This is a genomic window from Pseudogracilibacillus sp. SE30717A, assembly GCF_037071985.1.
Taxonomy (GTDB): Bacteria; Bacillota; Bacilli; order Bacillales; family Amphibacillaceae; genus Pseudogracilibacillus.
This window is the reverse complement of record NZ_JAXHDF010000009.1, coordinates 1-20,504: the sequence shown is the minus strand read 5'-3', so window position 1 is coordinate 20,504 and position 20,504 is coordinate 1. Positions and strand designations below refer to the sequence as shown.

General features: G+C 37.2%; 31 protein-coding genes and 1 tRNA gene. 21 read left to right on the top strand and 11 right to left on the bottom strand.

All coding sequences use genetic code 11. The features are described 5' to 3' along the window. Nucleotides 1–15: 15 nt before the first annotated feature. Nucleotides 16–423: a hypothetical protein gene (locus SPD48_RS14540; protein ID WP_336258861.1), complete on the top strand. Its 408-nt coding sequence runs from the start codon at nucleotides 16–18 to the stop codon at nucleotides 421–423. 263 nt (nucleotides 424–686) lie between these two features. Then, complete coding sequence (locus SPD48_RS14535) at nucleotides 687–1,187, top strand: DUF3102 domain-containing protein (protein WP_336258860.1); 501 nt, start codon at nucleotides 687–689, stop codon at nucleotides 1,185–1,187. A 119-nt stretch (nucleotides 1,188–1,306) separates the two neighbouring features. Here the strand turns inward: SPD48_RS14535 and SPD48_RS14530 are convergent, their stop codons facing one another. Next, a complete protein-coding gene (locus tag SPD48_RS14530; protein ID WP_336258859.1) occupies nucleotides 1,307–1,438 on the bottom strand; it encodes a hypothetical protein in 132 nt (43 codons plus the stop codon). Nucleotides 1,439–1,652: 214 nt separating this feature from the next. On the opposite strand from SPD48_RS14530, the gene SPD48_RS14525 reads away from it, so the two are divergent. Continuing rightward, nucleotides 1,653–1,841: a DUF4177 domain-containing protein gene (locus SPD48_RS14525; protein ID WP_336258858.1), complete on the top strand. Its 189-nt coding sequence runs from the start codon at nucleotides 1,653–1,655 to the stop codon at nucleotides 1,839–1,841. Nucleotides 1,842–2,062: 221 nt separating this feature from the next. Here SPD48_RS14525 and SPD48_RS14520 read toward each other — a convergent pair whose 3' ends face one another. Further along, nucleotides 2,063–2,821 (bottom strand): hypothetical protein, encoded by a 759-nt coding sequence (locus tag SPD48_RS14520; RefSeq protein WP_336258857.1) that lies wholly within the window; start codon nucleotides 2,819–2,821, stop codon nucleotides 2,063–2,065. 57 nt (nucleotides 2,822–2,878) lie between these two features. After that, on the bottom strand, nucleotides 2,879–3,091 hold the full coding sequence (locus SPD48_RS14515; protein ID WP_336258856.1) for a helix-turn-helix domain-containing protein: 213 nt from the start codon (nucleotides 3,089–3,091) through the stop codon (nucleotides 2,879–2,881). A gap of 568 nt (nucleotides 3,092–3,659) precedes the next feature. Here SPD48_RS14515 and SPD48_RS14510 point away from each other — a divergent pair. The 14 genes from SPD48_RS14510 to SPD48_RS14445 all read left to right on the top strand — a co-directional run bounded on the left by SPD48_RS14510 (nucleotide 3,660) and on the right by SPD48_RS14445 (nucleotide 12,037). After that, nucleotides 3,660–3,974 carry a hypothetical protein gene (locus SPD48_RS14510; protein WP_336258855.1) on the top strand — a complete coding sequence of 105 codons (315 nt, stop codon included), beginning with the start codon at nucleotides 3,660–3,662 and terminating at the stop codon, nucleotides 3,972–3,974. Between the two features lie 2 nt (nucleotides 3,975–3,976). Continuing rightward, on the top strand, nucleotides 3,977–4,228 hold the full coding sequence (locus SPD48_RS14505; RefSeq protein ID WP_336258854.1) for a hypothetical protein: 252 nt from the start codon (nucleotides 3,977–3,979) through the stop codon (nucleotides 4,226–4,228). Next, entirely contained in the window at nucleotides 4,225–4,590 is a 366-nt protein-coding gene (locus SPD48_RS14500) for a hypothetical protein (RefSeq protein ID WP_336258853.1), read from the top strand. Before SPD48_RS14505 ends, SPD48_RS14500 begins: the two co-directional genes overlap by 4 nt. Nucleotides 4,591–5,641: 1,051 nt before the next feature. Beyond that, entirely contained in the window at nucleotides 5,642–7,066 is a 1,425-nt protein-coding gene (locus SPD48_RS14495; RefSeq protein WP_336258852.1) for a TOTE conflict system archaeo-eukaryotic primase domain-containing protein, read from the top strand. Between the two features lie 86 nt (nucleotides 7,067–7,152). Next, on the top strand, nucleotides 7,153–7,647 hold the full coding sequence (locus SPD48_RS14490; protein WP_336258851.1) for a hypothetical protein: 495 nt from the start codon (nucleotides 7,153–7,155) through the stop codon (nucleotides 7,645–7,647). Between the two features lie 99 nt (nucleotides 7,648–7,746). Continuing rightward, nucleotides 7,747–7,983, top strand: a complete 237-nt coding sequence (locus SPD48_RS14485; protein WP_336258850.1) for a helix-turn-helix transcriptional regulator — start codon at nucleotides 7,747–7,749, stop codon at nucleotides 7,981–7,983. Between the two features lie 83 nt (nucleotides 7,984–8,066). After that, a complete protein-coding gene (locus SPD48_RS14480; RefSeq protein ID WP_336258849.1) occupies nucleotides 8,067–8,192 on the top strand; it encodes a hypothetical protein in 126 nt (41 codons plus the stop codon). 55 nt (nucleotides 8,193–8,247) lie between these two features. Continuing rightward, nucleotides 8,248–8,565: a hypothetical protein gene (locus SPD48_RS14475; RefSeq protein WP_336258848.1), complete on the top strand. Its 318-nt coding sequence runs from the start codon at nucleotides 8,248–8,250 to the stop codon at nucleotides 8,563–8,565. An 18-nt stretch (nucleotides 8,566–8,583) separates the two neighbouring features. Next, nucleotides 8,584–9,231, top strand: coding sequence for an HNH endonuclease (locus SPD48_RS14470; RefSeq protein ID WP_336258847.1), 648 nt, complete (start codon nucleotides 8,584–8,586; stop codon nucleotides 9,229–9,231). Between the two features lie 775 nt (nucleotides 9,232–10,006). Beyond that, nucleotides 10,007–10,369: a hypothetical protein gene (locus SPD48_RS14465; protein ID WP_336258846.1), complete on the top strand. Its 363-nt coding sequence runs from the start codon at nucleotides 10,007–10,009 to the stop codon at nucleotides 10,367–10,369. After that, nucleotides 10,362–10,673, top strand: a complete 312-nt coding sequence (locus SPD48_RS14460) for a hypothetical protein (RefSeq protein WP_336258845.1) — start codon at nucleotides 10,362–10,364, stop codon at nucleotides 10,671–10,673. The genes SPD48_RS14465 and SPD48_RS14460 overlap by 8 nt, the downstream gene beginning before the upstream one ends. A gap of 46 nt (nucleotides 10,674–10,719) precedes the next feature. Then, complete coding sequence (locus SPD48_RS14455) at nucleotides 10,720–11,493, top strand: hypothetical protein (RefSeq protein ID WP_336258844.1); 774 nt, start codon at nucleotides 10,720–10,722, stop codon at nucleotides 11,491–11,493. A gap of 77 nt (nucleotides 11,494–11,570) precedes the next feature. Further along, complete coding sequence (locus tag SPD48_RS14450; RefSeq protein ID WP_336258843.1) at nucleotides 11,571–11,735, top strand: hypothetical protein; 165 nt, start codon at nucleotides 11,571–11,573, stop codon at nucleotides 11,733–11,735. Nucleotides 11,736–11,860: 125 nt separating this feature from the next. Further along, a complete protein-coding gene (locus SPD48_RS14445; RefSeq protein ID WP_336258842.1) occupies nucleotides 11,861–12,037 on the top strand; it encodes a hypothetical protein in 177 nt (58 codons plus the stop codon). 8 nt (nucleotides 12,038–12,045) lie between these two features. On the opposite strand, the gene SPD48_RS14440 is transcribed toward SPD48_RS14445, so the two are convergent. Continuing rightward, nucleotides 12,046–12,201: a hypothetical protein gene (locus SPD48_RS14440; protein WP_336258841.1), complete on the bottom strand. Its 156-nt coding sequence runs from the start codon at nucleotides 12,199–12,201 to the stop codon at nucleotides 12,046–12,048. Nucleotides 12,202–12,404: 203 nt separating this feature from the next. On the opposite strand from SPD48_RS14440, the gene SPD48_RS14435 reads away from it, so the two are divergent. After that, nucleotides 12,405–13,088 (top strand): hypothetical protein, encoded by a 684-nt coding sequence (locus SPD48_RS14435; RefSeq protein ID WP_336258840.1) that lies wholly within the window; start codon nucleotides 12,405–12,407, stop codon nucleotides 13,086–13,088. Beyond that, entirely contained in the window at nucleotides 13,088–13,654 is a 567-nt protein-coding gene (locus SPD48_RS14430; RefSeq protein ID WP_336258839.1) for a hypothetical protein, read from the top strand. Before SPD48_RS14435 ends, SPD48_RS14430 begins: the two co-directional genes overlap by 1 nt. 29 nt (nucleotides 13,655–13,683) lie before the next feature. Here the strand turns inward: SPD48_RS14430 and SPD48_RS14425 are convergent, their stop codons facing one another. Beyond that, nucleotides 13,684–14,751: a tyrosine-type recombinase/integrase gene (locus tag SPD48_RS14425; protein ID WP_336258838.1), complete on the bottom strand. Its 1,068-nt coding sequence runs from the start codon at nucleotides 14,749–14,751 to the stop codon at nucleotides 13,684–13,686. A 151-nt stretch (nucleotides 14,752–14,902) separates the two neighbouring features. Further along, nucleotides 14,903–14,975 (bottom strand) — tRNA-Ala (locus SPD48_RS14420). A gap of 234 nt (nucleotides 14,976–15,209) precedes the next feature. Between SPD48_RS14420 and SPD48_RS14415 the strand changes: the two genes are divergently transcribed. Further along, entirely contained in the window at nucleotides 15,210–15,806 is a 597-nt protein-coding gene (locus tag SPD48_RS14415; protein WP_336258837.1) for a phosphatase PAP2 family protein, read from the top strand. Between the two features lie 123 nt (nucleotides 15,807–15,929). On the opposite strand, the gene SPD48_RS14410 is transcribed toward SPD48_RS14415, so the two are convergent. Genes SPD48_RS14410 through SPD48_RS14395 form a run of 4 tightly spaced genes read right to left on the bottom strand, consistent with a single transcriptional unit; the run spans nucleotide 15,930 to nucleotide 18,471 of the window. Further along, on the bottom strand, nucleotides 15,930–16,337 hold the full coding sequence (locus SPD48_RS14410) for a DUF3021 domain-containing protein (protein WP_336258836.1): 408 nt from the start codon (nucleotides 16,335–16,337) through the stop codon (nucleotides 15,930–15,932). Beyond that, nucleotides 16,327–16,788 (bottom strand): LytTR family DNA-binding domain-containing protein, encoded by a 462-nt coding sequence (locus tag SPD48_RS14405; protein WP_336258835.1) that lies wholly within the window; start codon nucleotides 16,786–16,788, stop codon nucleotides 16,327–16,329. The genes SPD48_RS14410 and SPD48_RS14405 overlap by 11 nt, the downstream gene beginning before the upstream one ends. A gap of 26 nt (nucleotides 16,789–16,814) precedes the next feature. Further along, on the bottom strand, nucleotides 16,815–17,561 hold the full coding sequence (locus SPD48_RS14400; protein WP_336258834.1) for an ABC transporter permease: 747 nt from the start codon (nucleotides 17,559–17,561) through the stop codon (nucleotides 16,815–16,817). Between the two features lie 22 nt (nucleotides 17,562–17,583). Next, a complete protein-coding gene (locus SPD48_RS14395; protein ID WP_336258833.1) occupies nucleotides 17,584–18,471 on the bottom strand; it encodes an ABC transporter ATP-binding protein in 888 nt (295 codons plus the stop codon). A gap of 166 nt (nucleotides 18,472–18,637) precedes the next feature. Between SPD48_RS14395 and SPD48_RS14390 the strand changes: the two genes are divergently transcribed. Further along, entirely contained in the window at nucleotides 18,638–19,534 is an 897-nt protein-coding gene (locus SPD48_RS14390) for a YcxB family protein (protein WP_336258832.1), read from the top strand. A gap of 70 nt (nucleotides 19,535–19,604) precedes the next feature. Here SPD48_RS14390 and SPD48_RS14385 read toward each other — a convergent pair whose 3' ends face one another. Then, a complete protein-coding gene (locus SPD48_RS14385) occupies nucleotides 19,605–20,129 on the bottom strand; it encodes a type 1 glutamine amidotransferase domain-containing protein (RefSeq protein ID WP_336258831.1) in 525 nt (174 codons plus the stop codon). Nucleotides 20,130–20,504: the final 375 nt, after the last annotated feature.

The following is a 20,504-nucleotide window of genomic DNA, read 5'->3' as shown; positions in this document are numbered from 1 at the left end:
AATTTTAAAACCGAGGTGTCGAATAGATGGGCGGGGCTATCCGTTCCTACAATTTCGATTCATCGCCGTCTTACAACCGGACAGCGGGAAAACACTTCGAAATTACAGCGAGACGATTTAAATAACTGGCAGAAAGCGGCGTTAGCAATGCGATTTCATTATAACGAGGAAAAGGAAAATGGAAAACGCAATCAGGGAAATAGAACGGATTTAACTTCTTCACCAATCGGAGAAAAGGTCGATACCCACGATAGGATAGCGAAAATGGCTGGTGTAGGAAAAGGTTCTATCGGAAGACTACTTCCAGTCTACCGCAACCGTCCCGACTTATTCGAGAAAGTATTTAGCGGCGATTATTCGATCAACAAGGCATATACGCAGATGAAAGCCGACGAGGAGCCGGAGGACATCGTTCGTAAATAGAGCCACCCATGCAACCTACGTCCATGTCACGGTAAGCCGACATGGATAGGTGTAGCACTAACTATAACCATCTTTTAACTATAACCATTACTTAACAAGATAAAAGATACCGAGTCGAGATAAATCTCTCCTCGGACGAACTTTACATTAAAGATAATATTCGAAATAAAAGAATAACCGAAAGGGGTATAGTTCGGAAAGGATTAAAAGAAAGTACACTTTCAAAATTAATAATAAAAGATTTCAGAAAGGGCGCGGCGAAATTGAGCGAATTAACACCTAATCAAACGACTAATGAATTATCGACAGACATCCATATAATAACGGCAGAGATAAACGCATACCAGCGAGTAGCAGGCGAAGCAATATTCGAAATCGGACGGAGGTTGAATCACGTTAAGGAGAGCGATTTAGCGCATGGGGAGTTCGGTAAGTGGCTTGAAGATGTCGGAATTAACGATAGAATGGCGCGTAAATTTATGACAGTCGCAAGAGAGTTCGAAGGAAAACGGACGACGTCGTCCGAAATAGGACTCGAAGCACTCTACCAAATCGCAACTCTTCCGCCCGAACATCGAGAATCCGAACATACCACGTCAACAGGTGAAACGAAAACGCCCGATGAAATGACCGTTAGGGAATTGAGAGAACTCAAACGGAAACTTAAAGAAACGGAGAAACAAGCGGAAGCCGAGCGAAAAGAGCGGGAGAGGCTCGAAAAAGAGAATGAAGCACTGCTTATAAGAGCCCGGCAACCCATATAAGAACCGGACTCCGTGATGCAAGAATAAGGTTTAGTAAATATAACTCTTAAATTTCAATAATAAAACATTAAATAGTTTCAGTATCTAGTTGGCAACCACATTTCGTACATTTAGTTATTTCACCAATAATAAGCTTTTACTTTGTTACCACACTCCGGGCAGTCATGAAAAAATTCAAGACCTTTACCGGACGGATCAAGCTTTTTACTTATTGTTTTATCCAGCCCAGTAGCCTTATTTTTGAATTTCAAGTACAACACCCCCTTTTCGGGATATTATAACATAATGTGTATTATCGGGAAATTAATGGGAAAATGTGAAATAGCAGAATCATCGCCGAAAAATGCGAGACAAGGCGGAGGTCTTTTGGAGTGAAATAAAACTAACTCTTAACTTTTGGAAAATTCAACCATATCGAATATCATAAGAATATAATGATAATTTATTGACTAGGGGGATATACGAATGAAGAAATATGAATATAAAACCATTAAATTTGTTCGAAAGGGAGTTTTTAAATCTAAATTTAACCCGGATGAAGAGCTAAATAAATTAGGTTCAGAAGGTTGGAGGGTAATAACAACATACACGGCGGGCGCCGGAGTAAGTAGTTCTGATGAGTTGTTTTTTACATTGATGCGTGAAATTATATAAAAATAAAGGCGCTCTTATAGAACAAGGGGCGCCTGTTTACCGCTATTTAGACGAACAAATATCCGCTTTAATCCGAATGCATTCCTCGCAAGTTAGAACGCTTAGAAACCGCCTAAAAACAACGATTAGAAGGTGTTTAAAGGCGTTTTTACTTTTTTAATCCTCTGCGGATTTGATATTGATGTCATTGTTTTATTTTATGTTACTTAACCGATAGATTTTTAAATATTTCTTTTCGCAATTTTAATACCAGCAAATTTATGTGACTCCAATCCTATAACAGGTTCGAATATACCATATGTATTTACATCTATAATCTCTGGAATATTTTCTATTCTAATTACCTCAATTGAAGACGAGATGAGGTTAATAAGAATTAAATAATCAATTTTGTCTTTGAATTTATATATCCAATTTAATAATTCTTTGTCAGCGCTTATTCTATAAGAATCAAATACTTTTGAAGGTTCATTTTCTACACAGATTGCGGTATGAATATTATTATCTGTATATTCAAGTAGAAAAATACTATGTTTAGATTGGAAATTACTTTTCTCGTAGTTTTTTATATGCTTTTCCCAGTTTCTTTTGATAGATTTTACAATATTAGAATGACTGTGTTGTTCAAACGGACGAGCAAATGATTTACTAACTAATGTATCTTCCTCACAACTATCAAGATTTTTTATAAAATTAGCTTCACTTTTACTTTTGAATTGCATAGATTCCTTCTTCTGCTTTGCCCCTTTTTTCCCCTCGAAGGAAGAAGTGACTGCAAAATGTTCAATAAAGCCATCATTAAAAATAAAATCCGGGAATTTATTACTATTTTCATTAGGTTTAGCATCTTTTAGCCAATTTTGTATTTCAATAAATTGTTGTTTCGACATACCATAGCAATTATTCTCCTGGATGTTGTTTTTAGTGAAATATAAGCATGTTTGTTCATTATTATTTTGGTGTGCTTGATTATTATTCATTTTGCATATCCTTTCTAACTTATATTTTAGAAATTCACCCTAGTCATTTTATACCTACTAATTATTTTCATCTTCTTCAAATTCAATTATATCCTGTACATTACATTCTAAAGCCTTACAAAGCTTATTAAGAGTATCGAATTCAATCCCGCTATTTTTGTTGTTAAGAATTTTTGATATGCCATTTCTATGCATGTCTGCTTTTTCCGCAAGAGTTCCGATATTGTATCCCTTTTTCTTCATTGTTTCTTTTAATTTAATAATAATCATTATTTTCCCTCCTGTTTTATAGTATGTACTAATTATAACTAATAACCACTATAGTGTGTTAACTTTTTTAAAAATAACTGTTGACAATGCACACTAAGGTGTTTATAATTAAAATCAAATAAATGAACACTAAGGTGGTTAAAAGTAATTTGAAGGGGATATGATGGACATCGTTATTAGTTATCGAAGAACAGTAATAGGTTGGACATCGCCGAAGGTAATTAATGCACCGGTGCATATTTTCCGAGAGGAGGTTTGAGATGCCAAACAATATTAAAAATGCGTTCGAAGAATACGACAGTTTACTAAAAGATGGTTGCCGAGAATAAAATGCCCCTAGCGTTTATCACTGCGAATGAATAACGACGCCGGGGCAGATATGAGAGGATGAATCCTTATGAGTATTGTATCAAATATCTTTCGAAAACTAAACAATCAATTTCTACACGACCCGGACGAATCAGCGCCGGCCAGCGATTATATTACTTTTTACGGGTTTAACGGAGGCTGCGTAGGTTTATCGATATTTATGTTATTTAAAATACTAACTTTCTAGGAGGAAATAAAAATGAACGCTTATATTATTGAGGGCTTTAAGTTAGAGGATCATTTGAGAGATTGCGAGATTGTTTCGGAGGTTTTTAAAGACTTAGACGGATACATTACGTTAAAGCATAAGAAATTAAAGTTAGGTGAAGAATTGTCGCTTTACCTTTATGATAGCGGGCAGGCGACATTTGAATATCGTGATCGTGAGGTTGAAACGTTTATGTGGAATGAGGATGCTGCAGAACTATTTGAACACTTTTATTCGCTCCGTATTACCGACTTATTTGAATTTATGTATCAACGCCGATGGATTGGCGCTATGGAGGTTGAATGATAATGAGAAACGTAATCAAGTTTAAAAAGACAATCGTAGGATGGTATAACTTTACAGTAGCAGGCGCTATGAGGTACAACGTTGATCCGAAAGTATTCCGAGAAATTACAGGCATTAGCGTGCGGGCAACGTTAGGCACTTGCGAGGTTTCGGCGGAAGAATTATCGGCATTAAAATCGGAGGCTACATATATTGGACTAGCGGACGGTTGGGAAATCGTTCCTAGCGATGAACAGGAGGTCGTGGCGCTATGAAATTATACGAAAATCCTTATAAGCAAATGCGGAAAAACTACGAAACTATTAAACAAAATTATTACCGACTTAGAGACGAGCTTTCGCGGGTGGACAAGCAGATTAGCGCGCTTTATCATGACTTGGAAAAGACAGACTTATCCGAAGAAATGGGTTATCAGTATGCGGTGGCTCTTCAAAATATGTTACGGAAGCGTCGAATCATCAAAGATGAACTGATCTCATTGGAGATATTGCGGAATACATTCCGGAGTAGTTTCGAGCAGGCGAATAAAAGATTATCGGGGAATCGTACTAAAAGCGAGGAGATACGTAAATCGTTGAATGTTTGTATCAAAATTGATGAAGTTGTAAAAATATAAGAAAAAGCCTAAACATTCCGTTTAAGCCTGCCGATATTAATATAGAGGACTGCATTTTTCGCATAATAATCCTATTATATTTTGATTCTATTTAATTATAGCACGGATTGAGGCGTTGTCAAGCTATAATGCAGTTAATTGTGACGAAAGTGTGAACGTTCATATACAAATATATGCGCTTCTGAAAAGAGTTGCGAAATATACCCCCTTTTTTAGGCTCTTGGCCGTATATAACAATAGGGAAGGGCTTTTCGAATATTCCCCGCTATCAATGCCGTTTTAACGCTAGGAGGGTTGAAGGGAAAAGGGGGCGCAAAAGATTGAGTTAGGGTTACATAAAATTCATATCTAAGGCGATTTACGGTCGTTATAATGAAATATACCTTTAGAGTATTGCGGAAAAGGTGTTTAGTTCTTATATCTTATATGAGGAGAGGGATTAATTTTCCGCTAACGTTATCTAAGACCGAAAAATATGCCGGTAATTCGTGCATAAATTTAACGAATAGTCGCTTATATCGAAGTGAGGAGAAATTTAACCTTAGGCAATTTATACGGTTAGTCGTATTTAACAATAAGAGAGTATTTTTCGCGGCGGCAGGCTTACGAGCTTGTCGCTTATAATTTTATTTTAATGTGAGAAAACGATAGGAAAAGAAAGGGAGAGACGTCGATTTGATATTTTTAATTACGGGAGGAGTTGAGATCGTGGTTAAACATTAAGAGATACCGCTTCGGGGCAAGCTCTCGCGGAGCAATCTATCATTCTAGCACTCTATTATTCGGTACTTACATTCATGCCTTTATATAAATAAGCTATTAGTACCGAAAACGTACATTCAAACTAAAAGGGAGGAGTTAAAACTTGGATAAATACAAATGCATTTTAAGTTTAAGAGTCGCAAATGATTTGGTGGCAAAGGATTTTTCACTACTCCATATCGAGCCATCACATAAGCGGCCGGGAAAACTCGTATTCGTATTTAAGAATAGCAAGGAGTTAGAGAACGAGCTAGCAAAATATCGCCGAAAAGAAAGGAGCGGTTAATTAATGGAACAGCCAACAAAAAGCGTTATCGATAAGATAAATACGCTTTACATTCAAACGCGCAGTAAGTATCTTGTTCAATTCCCGGAAGGCAAGTATATTACGTTAACTTATTCTGCAGACAATAAAGTAACGAAGTTCAACGACAGTATGCTGTCCACGCATTTACAGGGCGGTCTAACCTACGGGACATTTTCGGGTGGTTATTTCAGTAAGTTTATGACATTCGATGTAGATTGTGAAAACGAGTCGATGTCGCGCTGGATAACCTTGCGCCTTGTTTACGTATTAGTCGAAGAATTTGAACTTAATCGAAGTGATATACACGTCAATATGAGTGGAGGTAAAGGTTATCACGTTGATTTATTTTTCTCGGAACAGGTAAAAGTCGAGGAATTACGTAAGTTTTATCAATCCGTATTAATCAGCGTCGGGGAATTGTCGGAAGGGCAGATCGAATTTCGTCCGTCTTGGACGCAGGGCGTAAAGTTACCGCTCGGCATTCATCAGCGAACGGGTAATCGCTGCTGGTTTGTCGATAATGAAACGCTAGAGCCGATCGAATCATATGAGTACATTCTTGGTATAGAGCCGATGCCCTCCGAAGCTATTACCGATTCTAATATCGACTTGACCGAGGAGCAAAAAGCGGAGTTCGAGCGCGTAGCATCCAGTACGGATATTTCCGTTAATGCAATCGACTTATCGGGGGCGCTACAAAACGCGGCTATGATTATCGAAACAGGCAGACTAACCGCGAGCGGTACGAGGCATAAGACGACATATACTCTTGCTTGCTTTGGCAATTCGCAAGGCTGGGAGCGAGAGGAAGCTGTCGATGTGATTATGGACGTATTACAGAATACTCCCCGCGAATATTTCAGTGAGGGAAGTACGCCGGAGTATTGGCTAAAAGAGACGAATCGTCTCGTTGATTATGTATACGACAATGATAAAACGATCATGGGGACGGATAGAGATTTAACGATTTACAAGTCAGAGATATTAGCGGTACTTAATGCGGGAACATTTCGTCAGAAGCAGCTTGCTTATGCGATGCTAGTTACTTCGAAAAGGTTCGGCAATATCTTTTATTTGACGATTAGAACAGCGATGAAGATGATCGGAACTAATTCGCGGCAGACAGTTCAAAACGCTATTAAACAACTAATCGATAACGGCTTTATTAAATATCATCGCAAATCGGAAATAGACAAGGCGCGTAGTCGCGAGGTTGGTCACATATATTATAAACCTAGTAAATTCAGATTAGCGTTTGAGGAGCCGGATGAGGGCGAGGAATCGGTTACGGTCTCAAAAGATAAAGATATGATCGAAGTCGCGCTTATGTTATGTGACGAACAAGAAATTAGGAAATACGTCAAGCGCCGAGAGTTTGATAACCGTTGGAGGGATCATGTTAGCTAGACGTTCTCTTAGTTCATAAAATATATAAATAAGCTATTAGTACCGAAAATATACATCCTATAAAACAACCAAAAGGGGATAAAGAAATGAAAACTACTGATAAGAGGATTAAAGAATGTACTTATTGCGAAGAAACATTCAGAGATAACACACGTCCTAATAACAAGAAAACTTGTTCATCGAGGTGTGCGAATGAAGTTAAGAAGGTAAGACAAAGGAAAGAATATCGTATAGACAATCCGAAAAAGCCGACGCAAAGAGAGATTTACTATTACGATCATCTTGAATATCCTTTTTGGCTAGATGAACGAATCGGCGACAATCAAGAATGGAAAATAGCTGTACCACATAGACCGAATAAAGTAGACTATATCATCGGAGTTCGGCAGGTTGAGGAGCTAAACGGCGGAAGGAAGCGCAGACAAGAAACATTAACTTATAACGGTGACGAAGTAGGGAGTAGTAGAACGCAAGTTCATTTCGTGGAGCATAACCGAGAGCCGGGCGAGGTAACTTCATACAAAATGACGCCGGAAGAGTTAAAAGAATATTTAGCGAGTAAGAAAGTCGATAAAGTTTAGCTTGCAGAAAATCGTATATATGAAGGAATAACCGCACGGTTAAGCCTATTTTTTTAGGCTTGATGGTAAGAAAACTAATAGATAAGGAGGTAATTAGATATGAAAGGTAATTTGGTGCGCACGATAAGACATTATAAAGGTATGACGCAACCGCAATTTAGTAAGTGGTTAGGGGTTGCGGAATCGACAATCGCACAAGTTGAGGCTGGACACCGAAATGTTTCCGAAAATTTAGCGAGTAAGATCGCTTTAAAATTCGACGTTACGAACGCCAATTTTATCGCTTATCGGGAACGTAGAGAACAGACAAGCAATTATTTTTTAAATGTTAACTAAAATTATCAGTAACTATCCATTATCATTATAAGTAAAGCCCTCGGAAATGTCAAGGGCTAAAAAATATTAAGGGGAATCAGACAATGACAAGACAGGACAACGAAAAATTAAAGGAACAAATAAGTAAGACAGTAACCTCATTCGACCGGGCAATTGAATCAATTAATTTATTCGAAAAGATGCTCGCAAGAATGGAGGTAGCAAAATGATATTAATATTAACTACGATGATTATCTTATTTTCGACGGCAGGAGGTTTATGTAAATGGAATCTACTTTTATTACACAAACACTAGAACAAAAGGATGATAGGGATTATCAAGTAAAAATGACGGTGGATAAAGGGGACAACGTAGAGGTTATTGAGTTTGATTATTACGATACTAACGGTATATTCCCCTTATACAACGCCTTAATAAATACCATTCGAGGCATAGAGGACAAGCATATCCAATTAGAAACATGCAATCCGGTATTTGCTCGCGAGGTCAATGGTACAGCAGGGAAAAATAGTAGATTGCTAGAAATTTTAAAAGAAACACAAAAAATACAAGGCGTCACTATCGACGCTTATACAAAATAAAAAGGGGATAAACGAGAAATGACGACATCGACAATGACAAAGAAGAAAACCGAAACGAGAGTATGTAGATTGTGCGGAGATAAAAAAGAAATTGAATTATTCGAAATTGATTCAAGAGTTAAAGGAGGTAGGACATCGCGCTGCAAGGCTTGTAAATCGTCCTTAAACGACAGATCACGTACATTATATGCTGGACTTAAATACCGTGCCGAGCAAGCCGGACAACCGCTCGAAGTTACTCGGAAAGAATTACAGGCGCTATTTGCTACATTTGATGGAAAATGTATCTATTGTGGTATTTCGGAGGAAGAAACAGGCGAAAGTCATCACGTCGATCATGTAATACCGGTTAGTGAAGGCGGGCGACATCACCGGTCAAATTTAGTGCTGGCATGCGCTTCCTGCAATGCATCAAAAAATAACGCGCCTTTTATTGAGTTTTATATGCGTAAGAAAGACAAGATCAGCGATGAGAACTTTAACACGATAGTATATTTCATATCGCTCATGAGCGGGCAGCCTGTTGATGAAGTACTTATGAGTTTTATCGTAGATTACAAAATGAAATTATATAGTCATTTAAGCGACTTCATAAGCAAGGAAGAAGCCCGCGAACTATTTGAAGAAGTAGTTACCGAAAAATTTAAAGAGGAAAGAGCGAGTTAATATGGCCTATTATTTGCGAGAAGAACAAGAAACGATATACAACTATGATCCTATCGACGGGAATTGGCGTATTTACTCTACTTACCCGCCTCACATTAGACAATTACTAGAGCGAGCGGATATTCAAGAGAAGGAAACAGATAAGGACGGTAGGGTAATTAGCGTCAAGGGCTATGTAGATAAGAATCAGATAAGGCTATTCAAACCTAGGTAAACAAGGCTTATAAGCCTATTTTTTATGTTTAATAGTCGTTTGATACCCAACATATTCGTGATTAATCAAGGTCTTAAAAAAGACGGTTATACCCGCAATAAATTAGCGTCAAATAGGCGTTATCAGTTTACTGAAAGAGGGGGAGCTTGTTTGTATTGCGTTTTTAATGAAACATTAATCGGACAAAGCTACGTTCAGCACATTCGACAGCTAAAAGAAACTCGCGAAGGTAGACGTTACCCATTGCTAAAAGACGGGCGGGCAATCATCCGAGTTAAAGACGGCCTATATTTCGGCGAGATAAACAACGGCGAGACGATCGCAATATCTAACGACATAGACGAAGTTGAAAAAAGATTAAAGCACGCGGACAGCTCGGTCAATATAACGGTCAGATACGATGGCCGGAATTTCAACGTCGAGGACTACAAACTTACTAAACTACCGAGAATCTTTCGCGTTGCTTATTCGGAGGCAGGCGATCATGGCTTAATAATTACGATCGATGATTACAAGAACGGTCATTATTCGGAAATACGGTTATTTTACGACGTAGACAAAGTGATAAAGTATATTCGACGCAGGGGCGGTAAAGACGGTAATTTTTACGTTTACGGCAGACAGCCAGCCGAAGATTTTCGCGAGCGGGTAGGCGGAATAAAAGCACTGGACGTACCGAAGCAGTTACGAAATATTAAGCATTTACAGCACGTTATAATACGAAGGCAAAGCGCGGGAAGTCACGAAGCATTTATCGAACAACAGAGGAAAGAGCGTCGCGACGATAAAATAATTTCAATTTATGGCAATTTGGGCTCTATCGGAAGCGAACAAGACGATGAATACGAGATCGAGGATCATGGGCGATATGAGACAGAATCAAGAGAAGAATACGGCTATTTAATCGGAGATTATTATGATTAAATATTCGGGCGATTATTGTATCGAGAGAGACGAGCAGGGACGTCTATACAAGCGGACAAGGAAAGGCAAAAGGTTCGATATGTTCCCAATGAATACCGCAGTAATAGCTTATGATAGTCATTCTAATTTCGTAATTTATACGCTTATGTATGAGCCTCTTATTCGAGGGAAGAGAAGTGAGTTTGATGCGATTAAAGAGGCGAAAGCAATGCAGCCGGACGTAAAAATCGAATGGGAGCGAGTTAGGTATATTACGCGGTGTGGAGTAGTAGTCGCCGGGAGACCGGGCGTATATAGGATATGAACAAGCAAAGGAAGAATAATAATTAATAAAAATAGGGGGATTTTACATGTATAACGAAGAGGTAAAGTATATCGAGGTATTTGTATTGGAAGATTTTAATGACAGGGGTAATTCTATGTCCAAGGGGCTAATTTATGAAATAGAGAAGAGCTACGCTGAAATGTACATTAATGAAGGAAAGGTAATCGAAGTTAAAAATACTAAATTAGATAGAATCAAAAAAGACGTAGAAGATTTGTATTATAAACTGCAAAGTGACATAAAATCCATTAAAGAAAATCCACGATTATCAGAACAAGCAAAGGAAGAAGATATTGAGGCGTTAGAATTAGTGTTCCAAGCTGAATCCGAAAGCCTTCAAGAACTTTATACCAAGCAAATAGAAAATTTAATTCAAGATTTGGAAAGAGAAATTAACGAATTACCTAGTAACATTGGCGATATACATTCCGCAAGAACGCAAGCAGGTATTATAACGGCTTCACTAGTTGTTGAAAATGAATTTTTATCTGCAGTTGATTCACTTAAACAGCAAATTAGAGTAATTGACAACCTAGTTGCGCGGGAATTATTGGCGAATTTCTTAAATATAAAAACAGAGTTAGACACTAAGATGAAGGGGGATTCTATAACTGAAAAAACTAGAGAAGGATTAGAAATAAGAGAAATTTACGATATGTTGTTAGATAAATCTTACACAGAAGAGCAGAAACGAAAGAAGGTCGAATTAGATTTGTTGTACGCTATTCAAAGGCATAGTAGTAACATATTAGATACTAGCTTCCGTATACGTGAAATAGTTAAAGGCGTAATCAATTAACGAATTCTAAATAATCCGGAAGCTATTTAACGCTTTGATAATTAAATTAACACTGAATCAAGGGGGGATTAATAAATATGATTGATAAACATTTTTATAGAAAATCGCAAGAAGTTACAACAGATGAGTTGAAAGAGCTAGAGCATTTCCTCGCTACAAAAGGAGGAAGAATCATCGGTGTAGGACAAGCTAAAGACGGTAAGGGGACGCTAGTCCGTTATAGTTTACCGGTCGGGAGGTAAATAAATTTAGATAACGATTATAAATACTGGATGAATTACAAAGGACGGGCCTAACAGCTCGTCTTTTTATTTTATACAAAAAATTGAATACAGTGAAAGTCAAACTTTAAAGGAGGAAATTTAAAATGGAAGATAACAACGAAAAAGTAGTAAATGTAAAGGCAAAAGTCGATAATACAGAGATTAAGAAAGCAATCAAATTATTGCAGAAGTTAGAGGAAACATATAAAAAAGTCCAAACACTTCGGAAAGAGTTGGACTCAATGGGAGACATAGAAGTAAATGTCACTTCCGAAACATAAGACAAGAATCACGTCCTTAACATAAACTCATCGCACTTTTTACAAAACATTTTGTTATCTCTTAAATAAAGGTCGGAAGAACAATCAGGGCATTTCGCATTTCCAAGATTTTCAAATTTCTTCATTACATTATCTAACCCGTTTAATTCGCCTTTAAATTTCACTTACAAGCACCCCCTTTAACAGGGCATTGTATCATAAAATGGAATTTTTTGAAATATAAGGAGGATTGACATTGCCAAATGAAATAGCAGCAATTCAAATGGGAGGGAGTTAACAGAGGCAGGTAACAATTAAATGGCATTTGCATATTGTCCTTAATTGATAGCAAGTTTAGCGTGAGATTAGGTAAAAGAAAGGAGATCATATGACTTATATATTATATTCGAGAGCAACAAAAGGCGGAGGCGCGGTCGTCAAATCTACGTTTGCAGGCGGTGGAGTCGTTAAATCTACGAGTTCGGGCGGAGGGACTACGGCAACAAGTTCGAGCGGAGGGGGTACGAGTACATCTACGCAGAGCGGTGGAGGAAGCACGCAGTCAAGTAGTGTGAAATCATTTCCTGATTCAATTTTTATATCGAGCGCTCCTTCTGCAGGGGGATATGACAATCATACTCATACGACTTTATTTAATGCGGATAACATGAGTCATTCACATACCGTAAATATACCGTCTCATAATCATAATTTTTCAACACCTAACCACACACATACGGTAAATATTCCGAATCACTCGCATTCGATGGATATTCCAAATCACTCACACGAAATAAATATACCGGATCACGCACACGAAATTGAACACGGTATTTTTAAATTGGATCGTATGCCGACTAAAGTAACGATAAAAGTCGATGGAAAGCCTATTCCTCATACAGATTTATCGGGCGATAGTATCGATTTAATACCTTATTTAAGCCGCGACAGTGAGGAAAGAGTTCAACGCGGTTGGCATACCGTAGAGATAACGCCTAATGATTTAGGGAGAATAAACGCCCAACTAATGACTCAATTCTTTATGCAATCTAGAGGGGGAGTGGACGCATAATGTCAATGGTTAACGCTTTTATTACAGAGAATTTCATTGTTATGTCGGGTGATCACAGGAGAGTTTATATAGAAGATAACGACGTATATTTTGACGACGCTCCGAAACTATTCCAAATTAACGATCGCGTTTTAATCGGCTATACGGGAGATTATGACATCCGGTTAAAATTACACGCCTACCTTACTAAACGAGATTTAAAGACGGTAAGTCCTAACGAAGTAGCGCGAATTTGCAGGCGATGGCTAGAACGTAGAGCAAAAGTCGATACGCAGCAACGGATATTAATCGGAGGATTAGACGATAAAAGAAAGCCCGTTATTATCGAAATAACACATGATAACGATTATGAGCCGACTTATATTACGGTAGAGCCGGGACATATTAACTGGCGTCTTATATACGCAAATGAAAATCCCGAGCCGTTTATCGAAGAAGAACTCGCGAAGATAGAAGAACTAAATCCGCAGGCTTGCGCGGAGCTTGCAAGAACGGTCAATAAACAAGTAGCAGAGAAGGATAGTTTTGTAAGTCCGAGTTGCGATGTCGGTAGATTAATAGTATAAGCGAGGAAGCCGAAGCCTCCTCGCTTTTTTTATCTTTTTATCTTGCGTGGTTTCTCTAATTTCCCCTCCAAGTCGTTCATAATCGTATATCTCCCATGCTGGCGAGCTAGAGATGGATTCGAGAGATGGGTATAACGTTGCACCATGCGCAAGTCAGCATGTCCTAAAATCATTTGTAAATGACGAATATCCCCTCCATTCTGTAAAAAACTTGTTGCAGCAGTATGCCTTAATAAATGTGGATATACGTTCTTTTTAATGCTTGTCTGCTTAACAAACTCTTTCAACCTTGTCCGGAATCTTTCGGAATCAATCGGCTCACCATAATTAGTCAAGAATATATATTCGCTATCGAAGTCTGTTTCGTTCTCCTCTATTAATTCCTTAATAAGTCGCAGCGTCTTGTCTGATAGAGGGACTATGCGAAAGTTTTTATTCTTAGCCACATGAGCGGGTACAGTAACGCTCCTGCCCCCAAAGTCAAAATCCGATTTAATTAGTTGAACAGCTTCTCCTATACGAATCATACTATCGAGTAGGAAGTGTATTATTACATAATCTCGGAATCCGGCATAGCTGCGTCGATCAGGAATACGGAGCAACTCTCGTATTTCTTTGGGAGTTAATATTTCTATTCTCTCAACGGGTTGTCTAAGGTTCTTAATATTCTTAAAGATGTTACCTTCCCATGCTCCGCTAGTTTCAAGCCTATTAAACAACGTTCTTAGTGATTTTATGCGTGTGTTAATCGTACTTACGGACAACCCCTTTTCCTTATCTTTATCAGTCTTAAAAGGATGTCCCTCGAACTTAACTGTTTCTTCCTGCATGTGTACAATGTAATCACGAATTACATCTTCTGTCACATTCCTTATATCGTGTTCCTCACCAACCAAGTCGAGGTATTTAAGCAAGTACTTAAAACTGTATTCGTAATCCTCTACAGCTCTATCTCCGACTCCCTCTGCCTTTCTATCTCGTATAAAAGTACTGAAAATTACCTCTAAACGAGTATCGAATGCTCTTTGTCGCACTGATGTTCGTTCACTTTTTGTAGAAACCCCTTGTCTTTTTCGTTTAGCACGTTTCCCTTTCACATTAATATCTCCTTTTCAAATTTTACACGCGCTTGCCAGACATCGAGTACAGCGCCTGCTTGTACGCTGATATAACCGTTTAGGATTCCGTTAACTTACCGCATAAAAATAGCGATAAACGCCGTAATACCAACGTCTATCGCCTTCTTAATGGAGCATATCGGGCTTGAACCGATGACCTCCTGCATGCCATGCAGGCACTCTCCCAACTGAGCTAATGCCCCGAATCAATATGAACACTATTTTATATTATATAGCGTTTTTGTTTTATTTCAACCATTAACAATACAATCAGATTACATTTTGCTAGATTGATTGTATTGCTAAATCGAATCCTGTAAAATAAAGTAGAAAGTTTTTGGTTAAAGAAAGAGTGGTGGCTTAAAATTAGATCAAGAAACAAAGTATTTTTAATTATTTCTGTTGTATTTTTATTTTTATTTATGATTGTGGCCTTCATGACATCGGGTACGCAAGGATTTTTAATTGATGAAACTGTTGCTTACTGGGCGGATCAGAATTCAAATGCATTTATATTAAAACTTATGAATATAGCATCGTTTATTGGTTCGAGTGAAGTAGTATTACTGATTACTGTACTTATCGGGCTTATCCTGTTACTGAAAAGAAGTTGGAGAAATCTATTTTTCTTCTTCACTTTATCGGTAGGAGGAGTCATTCTAAATTTGTTATTAAAAATGCTCATTCAGCGTGCAAGACCTGGGGACGAAGTGAGTTATATAGAAGTCTTTAATATCAATTTAGAGATTCAATCATATAGTTTTCCAAGTGGTCACACAATGAGAGCAACTATATTATTTTTATTTTTGATTTATTTAACGTTTATGTATGTTAAAAATACAGCAACCAAACTTATTTCTTATATTGTTTATATCGGACTGATCTTCGCGGTTGCATTGAGCAGAATTATGTTAGATGCACATTACGTCACCGATATTGCAGGTGCAATTTTAATCTCAATTTCATGGTTTTTTATCGGTCTATTTTTATTTTACAAACCAAAAGAAGCTAGCTTTCTAACGTTTAGTCGTTAAAAAGGCTAGCTCCTTTTTTATTAGTAGCAAAATTGACTCATAGTAATCGAATAGTGGCGTACCTCCGGAAATTAGCTCGCAATTTATAACGTTCGTTAGAACTAAAAACCAGATTCGTTTGCACTACTTCTTTTGCAAAGAGTCATTAAGGGATTCTTCAATTTTTTTATAATATAATGTGTAACCAGACCAAAAAACGATATAGAATAATAAGAAACTCACTGACGACATAATAATAGCGAGAGGTGTAAGGGGTACCCAGCCGATCGGAAATGCTATTGAAAAGTAAACAGTAATTGAAAGAGAGAAATGGATCACTGTTTTTTTCAACGGACTCCATGAATCAATGATAAAAATAAATGCCGCGAGTCCAAAGTAAATCCCCATGACAAAACTTGCTAGCATATAAAGCCAGATCGTGGAAATGTCAGGGTTAATGTCGTTGATCATTAAAACAGTTAAAGAGAAAAAGGTTACGAGGCCTCCCCATGCTATGCCGGTAAATATTCTTTTAACCACTTCAAATATCATCGCTTTTCCCTCCCGTCATCAGCTTGTTCTTAACTTTTGTAACGTATTTTCTAGTGATATATTCTTTATTTCCTGATTGAAAATAAACACATAGATTCCCATTGAAAGATAGCTCAAAACGAGTTATTCGATCAATATTTCCGATTACAGACTTAGAAAAACGCATAAAATGATGTTGAGACAACATTTCTTCTACTTCATACAACTTCAATCTTATTTCCAAATGACGGTTATCTATTGCAGCATACACTTTACGGTTTTCAGAATAAATAAAGTCTATTTTCTCTGGATCAAGTAAAATAGTTTGTTCTCCTTCAATTCCGAATAACCGCTTAGGTGTTTCGCTTTTAATAAATGCTAACAATCGCTCAAGCTCTTCAGTCCATTCATTCGTCTGTATCGTTATCGAAGTTTCTTCGTATTGATCATCAATATCGACCTGTATCTTCATGGAAATCCCCCAATATTTTACATCTATTAATTTTTAGCTCGCTTAAGAAAATTTGGATATGAAACCCATGCGATCAAAAAACCTATCCCTCCAAATCCTAATAGGATTAGGGAGCTTGCTAGAAAGCTAGTGAAACTCAGTGTACCTGTCATCGATTGCATAAAGGCATCATGTGCCCAAAATTGGGGAGTGAGTTTACCGATTTTTTGAATATTATTTGGCATCAACTCAAGGGGCACCCATAACCCACCGATTATTGCACCGCCAAATGTAACAACTTGCGTTATTGCTATTCCCATATTTTGCGTGCGAACTATTAATGATAAAGCAAGGCCCATTCCAGTTATAGAAATCGTTAATATAATAGAAAGTAAACTTAAGAAAAAAGGTTGTTCTAAAGGGATATTATAAACGACTTTACCAAAAATGAACAACACGAGAATTTGGATCATTACAATAATCATAAAAGATAACCATTTACCAATTAAATAGGATGAGGAAGGGAGGGGTGTACTCGCTAAGCGTGCGATCATCCCATTGTTTTTATCCTTATTGAATGAAAAGCACATGGATATCATGATAAAGAAGACAAACATCACTGTATATCCTGGAACGATGGAAAGGATCACTTCATCCTTTTGGTCTGCCATTGTTCCAGAAGAGAAAATGGAGATAAATAAGACCATAAATATAATTGGTAGTAAAAATGTCCAAAAATAAAGACCTCGATCTTGTGCATTGTTCATCAGTTCCATTTTAAAAATTGCTGACATTTTAGACGACCTCCTACATTCTTTAAGCACGTAATTCTGTGCCAGTTATTTTGAAAAAAACATCTTCTAATCTTGGTTGCATAAGTTCAAAATGCTCAAAAATCACCTTTTTTTCCTTACTGATTTGTAACATATTTTCCATAGTTAGCATCGGATTTTTTGTGGAGAGCATATAGCCATTTTTATATGCTTCTACATCTCCAAATGTATGGATATCTAATTGTTTCTCATAAGGTTCTTGTAATTTAAAATAAATAGATGGGATAGCATGATTTCGTAAAAGATCTTCTATTGAGTCTTGTTGTACAATTTCCCCTTTATCAATAAAAGCGACCTCATCACATACCTTTTCAGCTTCTTCAATATAATGCGTCGAATAAATAATCGTTCGGTTTTCTTTTTTCATTTGCTCTACCATCTTCAATATAAATTGCCTTGACTGCGGGTCAATCCCGACAGTCGGTTCATCCATAATAATTAATCGGGGATTGTTCATCAGGGCACAACCGATGTTTAACCGGCGTTTCATTCCACCAGAAAATGTTTTGACTTTATCTTTTTTTCGTTCGGTAAGTCCGACAGAATCAAGAACCTCTTCTGCACGTTTTTTTAAGGCTGTACCTTTTAAGTGATAAAGCTTTCCAAAAAACAATAAATTCTGCAGGGCAGATACATTTTCTTCTAAACATAATTCTTGAGGCACATATCCAATCTCTTTTTTAGTATGTTTGGATTTGATTATGCCCTCATCCCGTTCGATAATTCCAACTAAAATTTTCATCAAAGTAGACTTCCCGGCACCGTTAGGACCGATTAAACCAAAACAACTTCCTTCATTAAAATCGATTGAAATATTTTTTAAAGCATTCGTCGCACCATACGATTTTCTAAGATGTTTAATCGATAACATTAGTAACACCACCCTTATTTGTTGAATGTATCATAAAATATACGGATGTCATTTTGTTCGACGATTGATTAACATTACTTTTTCATTGTTTAACATGATTAATAAAGTGTCTGAAAATAGTTCCTTTAGTTGATGGTAAGGCAACTTTTTCTTGATATGATTAACTATGAAGCAATTAGATGGATTGAAGAAGATGTATATAAAAGGGGTACTAGCAAAGGAAAATATAGAGGCATTACTGAAAAATGTCTTTATAACAACAGGAAAATTTAAAAATCAGCTGACGAATTTATCGATCTTAGCAGGTGCTATAATTTTTATCGTTTTATTTATGGTGAAACCGAGCTTCCAGCCAGTACAGTTAAGTATTTATGTAATCTTGGCGATATTCGTAGCAATGTCGGTGTCAACCATTATTCAGAAAGTACTTATCCGTAAATTGAATATGGAAGATTTTCCAAATGAATCTGAATCCTTTATCTTGCATATAACGGAAAATGGAATCCATGAGAAAAAAGAAAAGGGCAATATGTTGTTAGAGTGGGCAGATATCGAAAGGGTCTCTTCTGATGAAAAGAACTTTTTCCTATATTTTAATAAAGGACCAATCATTATCATCCCCAAAGATACGACTATACCTAAAGCTAAAGTAACAGAAATGCTGTCCACTTATGTCGATCCGGAAAAAATGGAGTCTGCTCCTAAAGCGGAGAAGAAAAGACTAAAGAAAAGGGTGATTAGTCTTGGTCTTTTATTAGTGTTCGTTTTGTTATGTGTCATTCAATTTCTATTTATTGGGTCACAAGATATTATTAAAACGGCAAAAGATGAGGTCAATGCTCTGTTTGTTGAAGAAGATGCAGCTGAAAATTGGAATGTAAATGAAGAAGAAGCATATACAATAAAAGATTCTGTAGATTGGCAACAGGTAAAGCGAGCAGAGAAAGCAGTAAATGCCATCGACACAGTAGACATCACGGATGAAAATTACTTGTTGATTTTTGCGTTACAAATGTTGGTTCTCGAAGCGGAAGGACAATTAGAGGAAAGAGAAGGAGAGTAGAAACAGTAAAAACCATCCACAAAGTAATAATGGATGGTTTTTTAAAGACATTTCTTTGGATTGCTAATGATTAATTTTCTGCTAATTTATCTGCAAAAGCTTTCATGTAAGGCGGAAGATCTGGTGGACGGCGGCTAGAAATGATATGGCCGTCAACAACAACTGCCTCATCTACCCATGTTGCTCCTGCATTTGTCATATCGTCTTTTATTCCAGGAGTACTCGTTACCTTTTTACCACGTAAAATATCTGCGGAAATGAGCACCCATCCAGCGTGACAAATTTGTCCGATCGGCTTTTTCGCTTCGTCCATGACTTTTAAAAATTCCAGCACTTCCGGATAGCGGCGAAGACTGTCAGGTGCCCAGCCTCCTGGTACAAGAATGGCATCATACTCATTCGCATTAATCTCTGTAAATGCAAAGTCTGTTTTGGCAGGAACCCCGTATTTACCTATGTATGTCGTATTTGCTTCAGGACCTACTAAGTCGACTTGTGCTCCTTCCTCACGTAAGCGATAAACAGGATACCAATGCTCTAAATCTTCAAACTCATGATCAACAAGTGCGATGACTTTTTTATCTTTCAAACGCATTTTATCCATCCTTTCATTCACATGCTACTATAAGTGTAGCAGATAAAGAATAAAACTTGAAAGGAAGGGTTATTTATTAACAGGCATATTTCGATAAATCGGATTATCATGTGGGGAATTCATTTTTCACATTGACTTATTTTAAAGAAAATAATAATATAAAGGTACATTTTACATTTAGGAGGATTATTAAAAAATAATGCATTATGTAAGACTTCGTTTCCCAACTTTGAACCGGTAATTAAATACGTTCAAAGGCTCTGTTTTGTGTTCGCAGAGTAAACGGGATAAGTCTGTCCTTTTTTAATAATCTTCATGTCATATAAAAATATATGTAATGTAGAGAAAGGCGGATTGTTCTGCCTTTCTTTATTT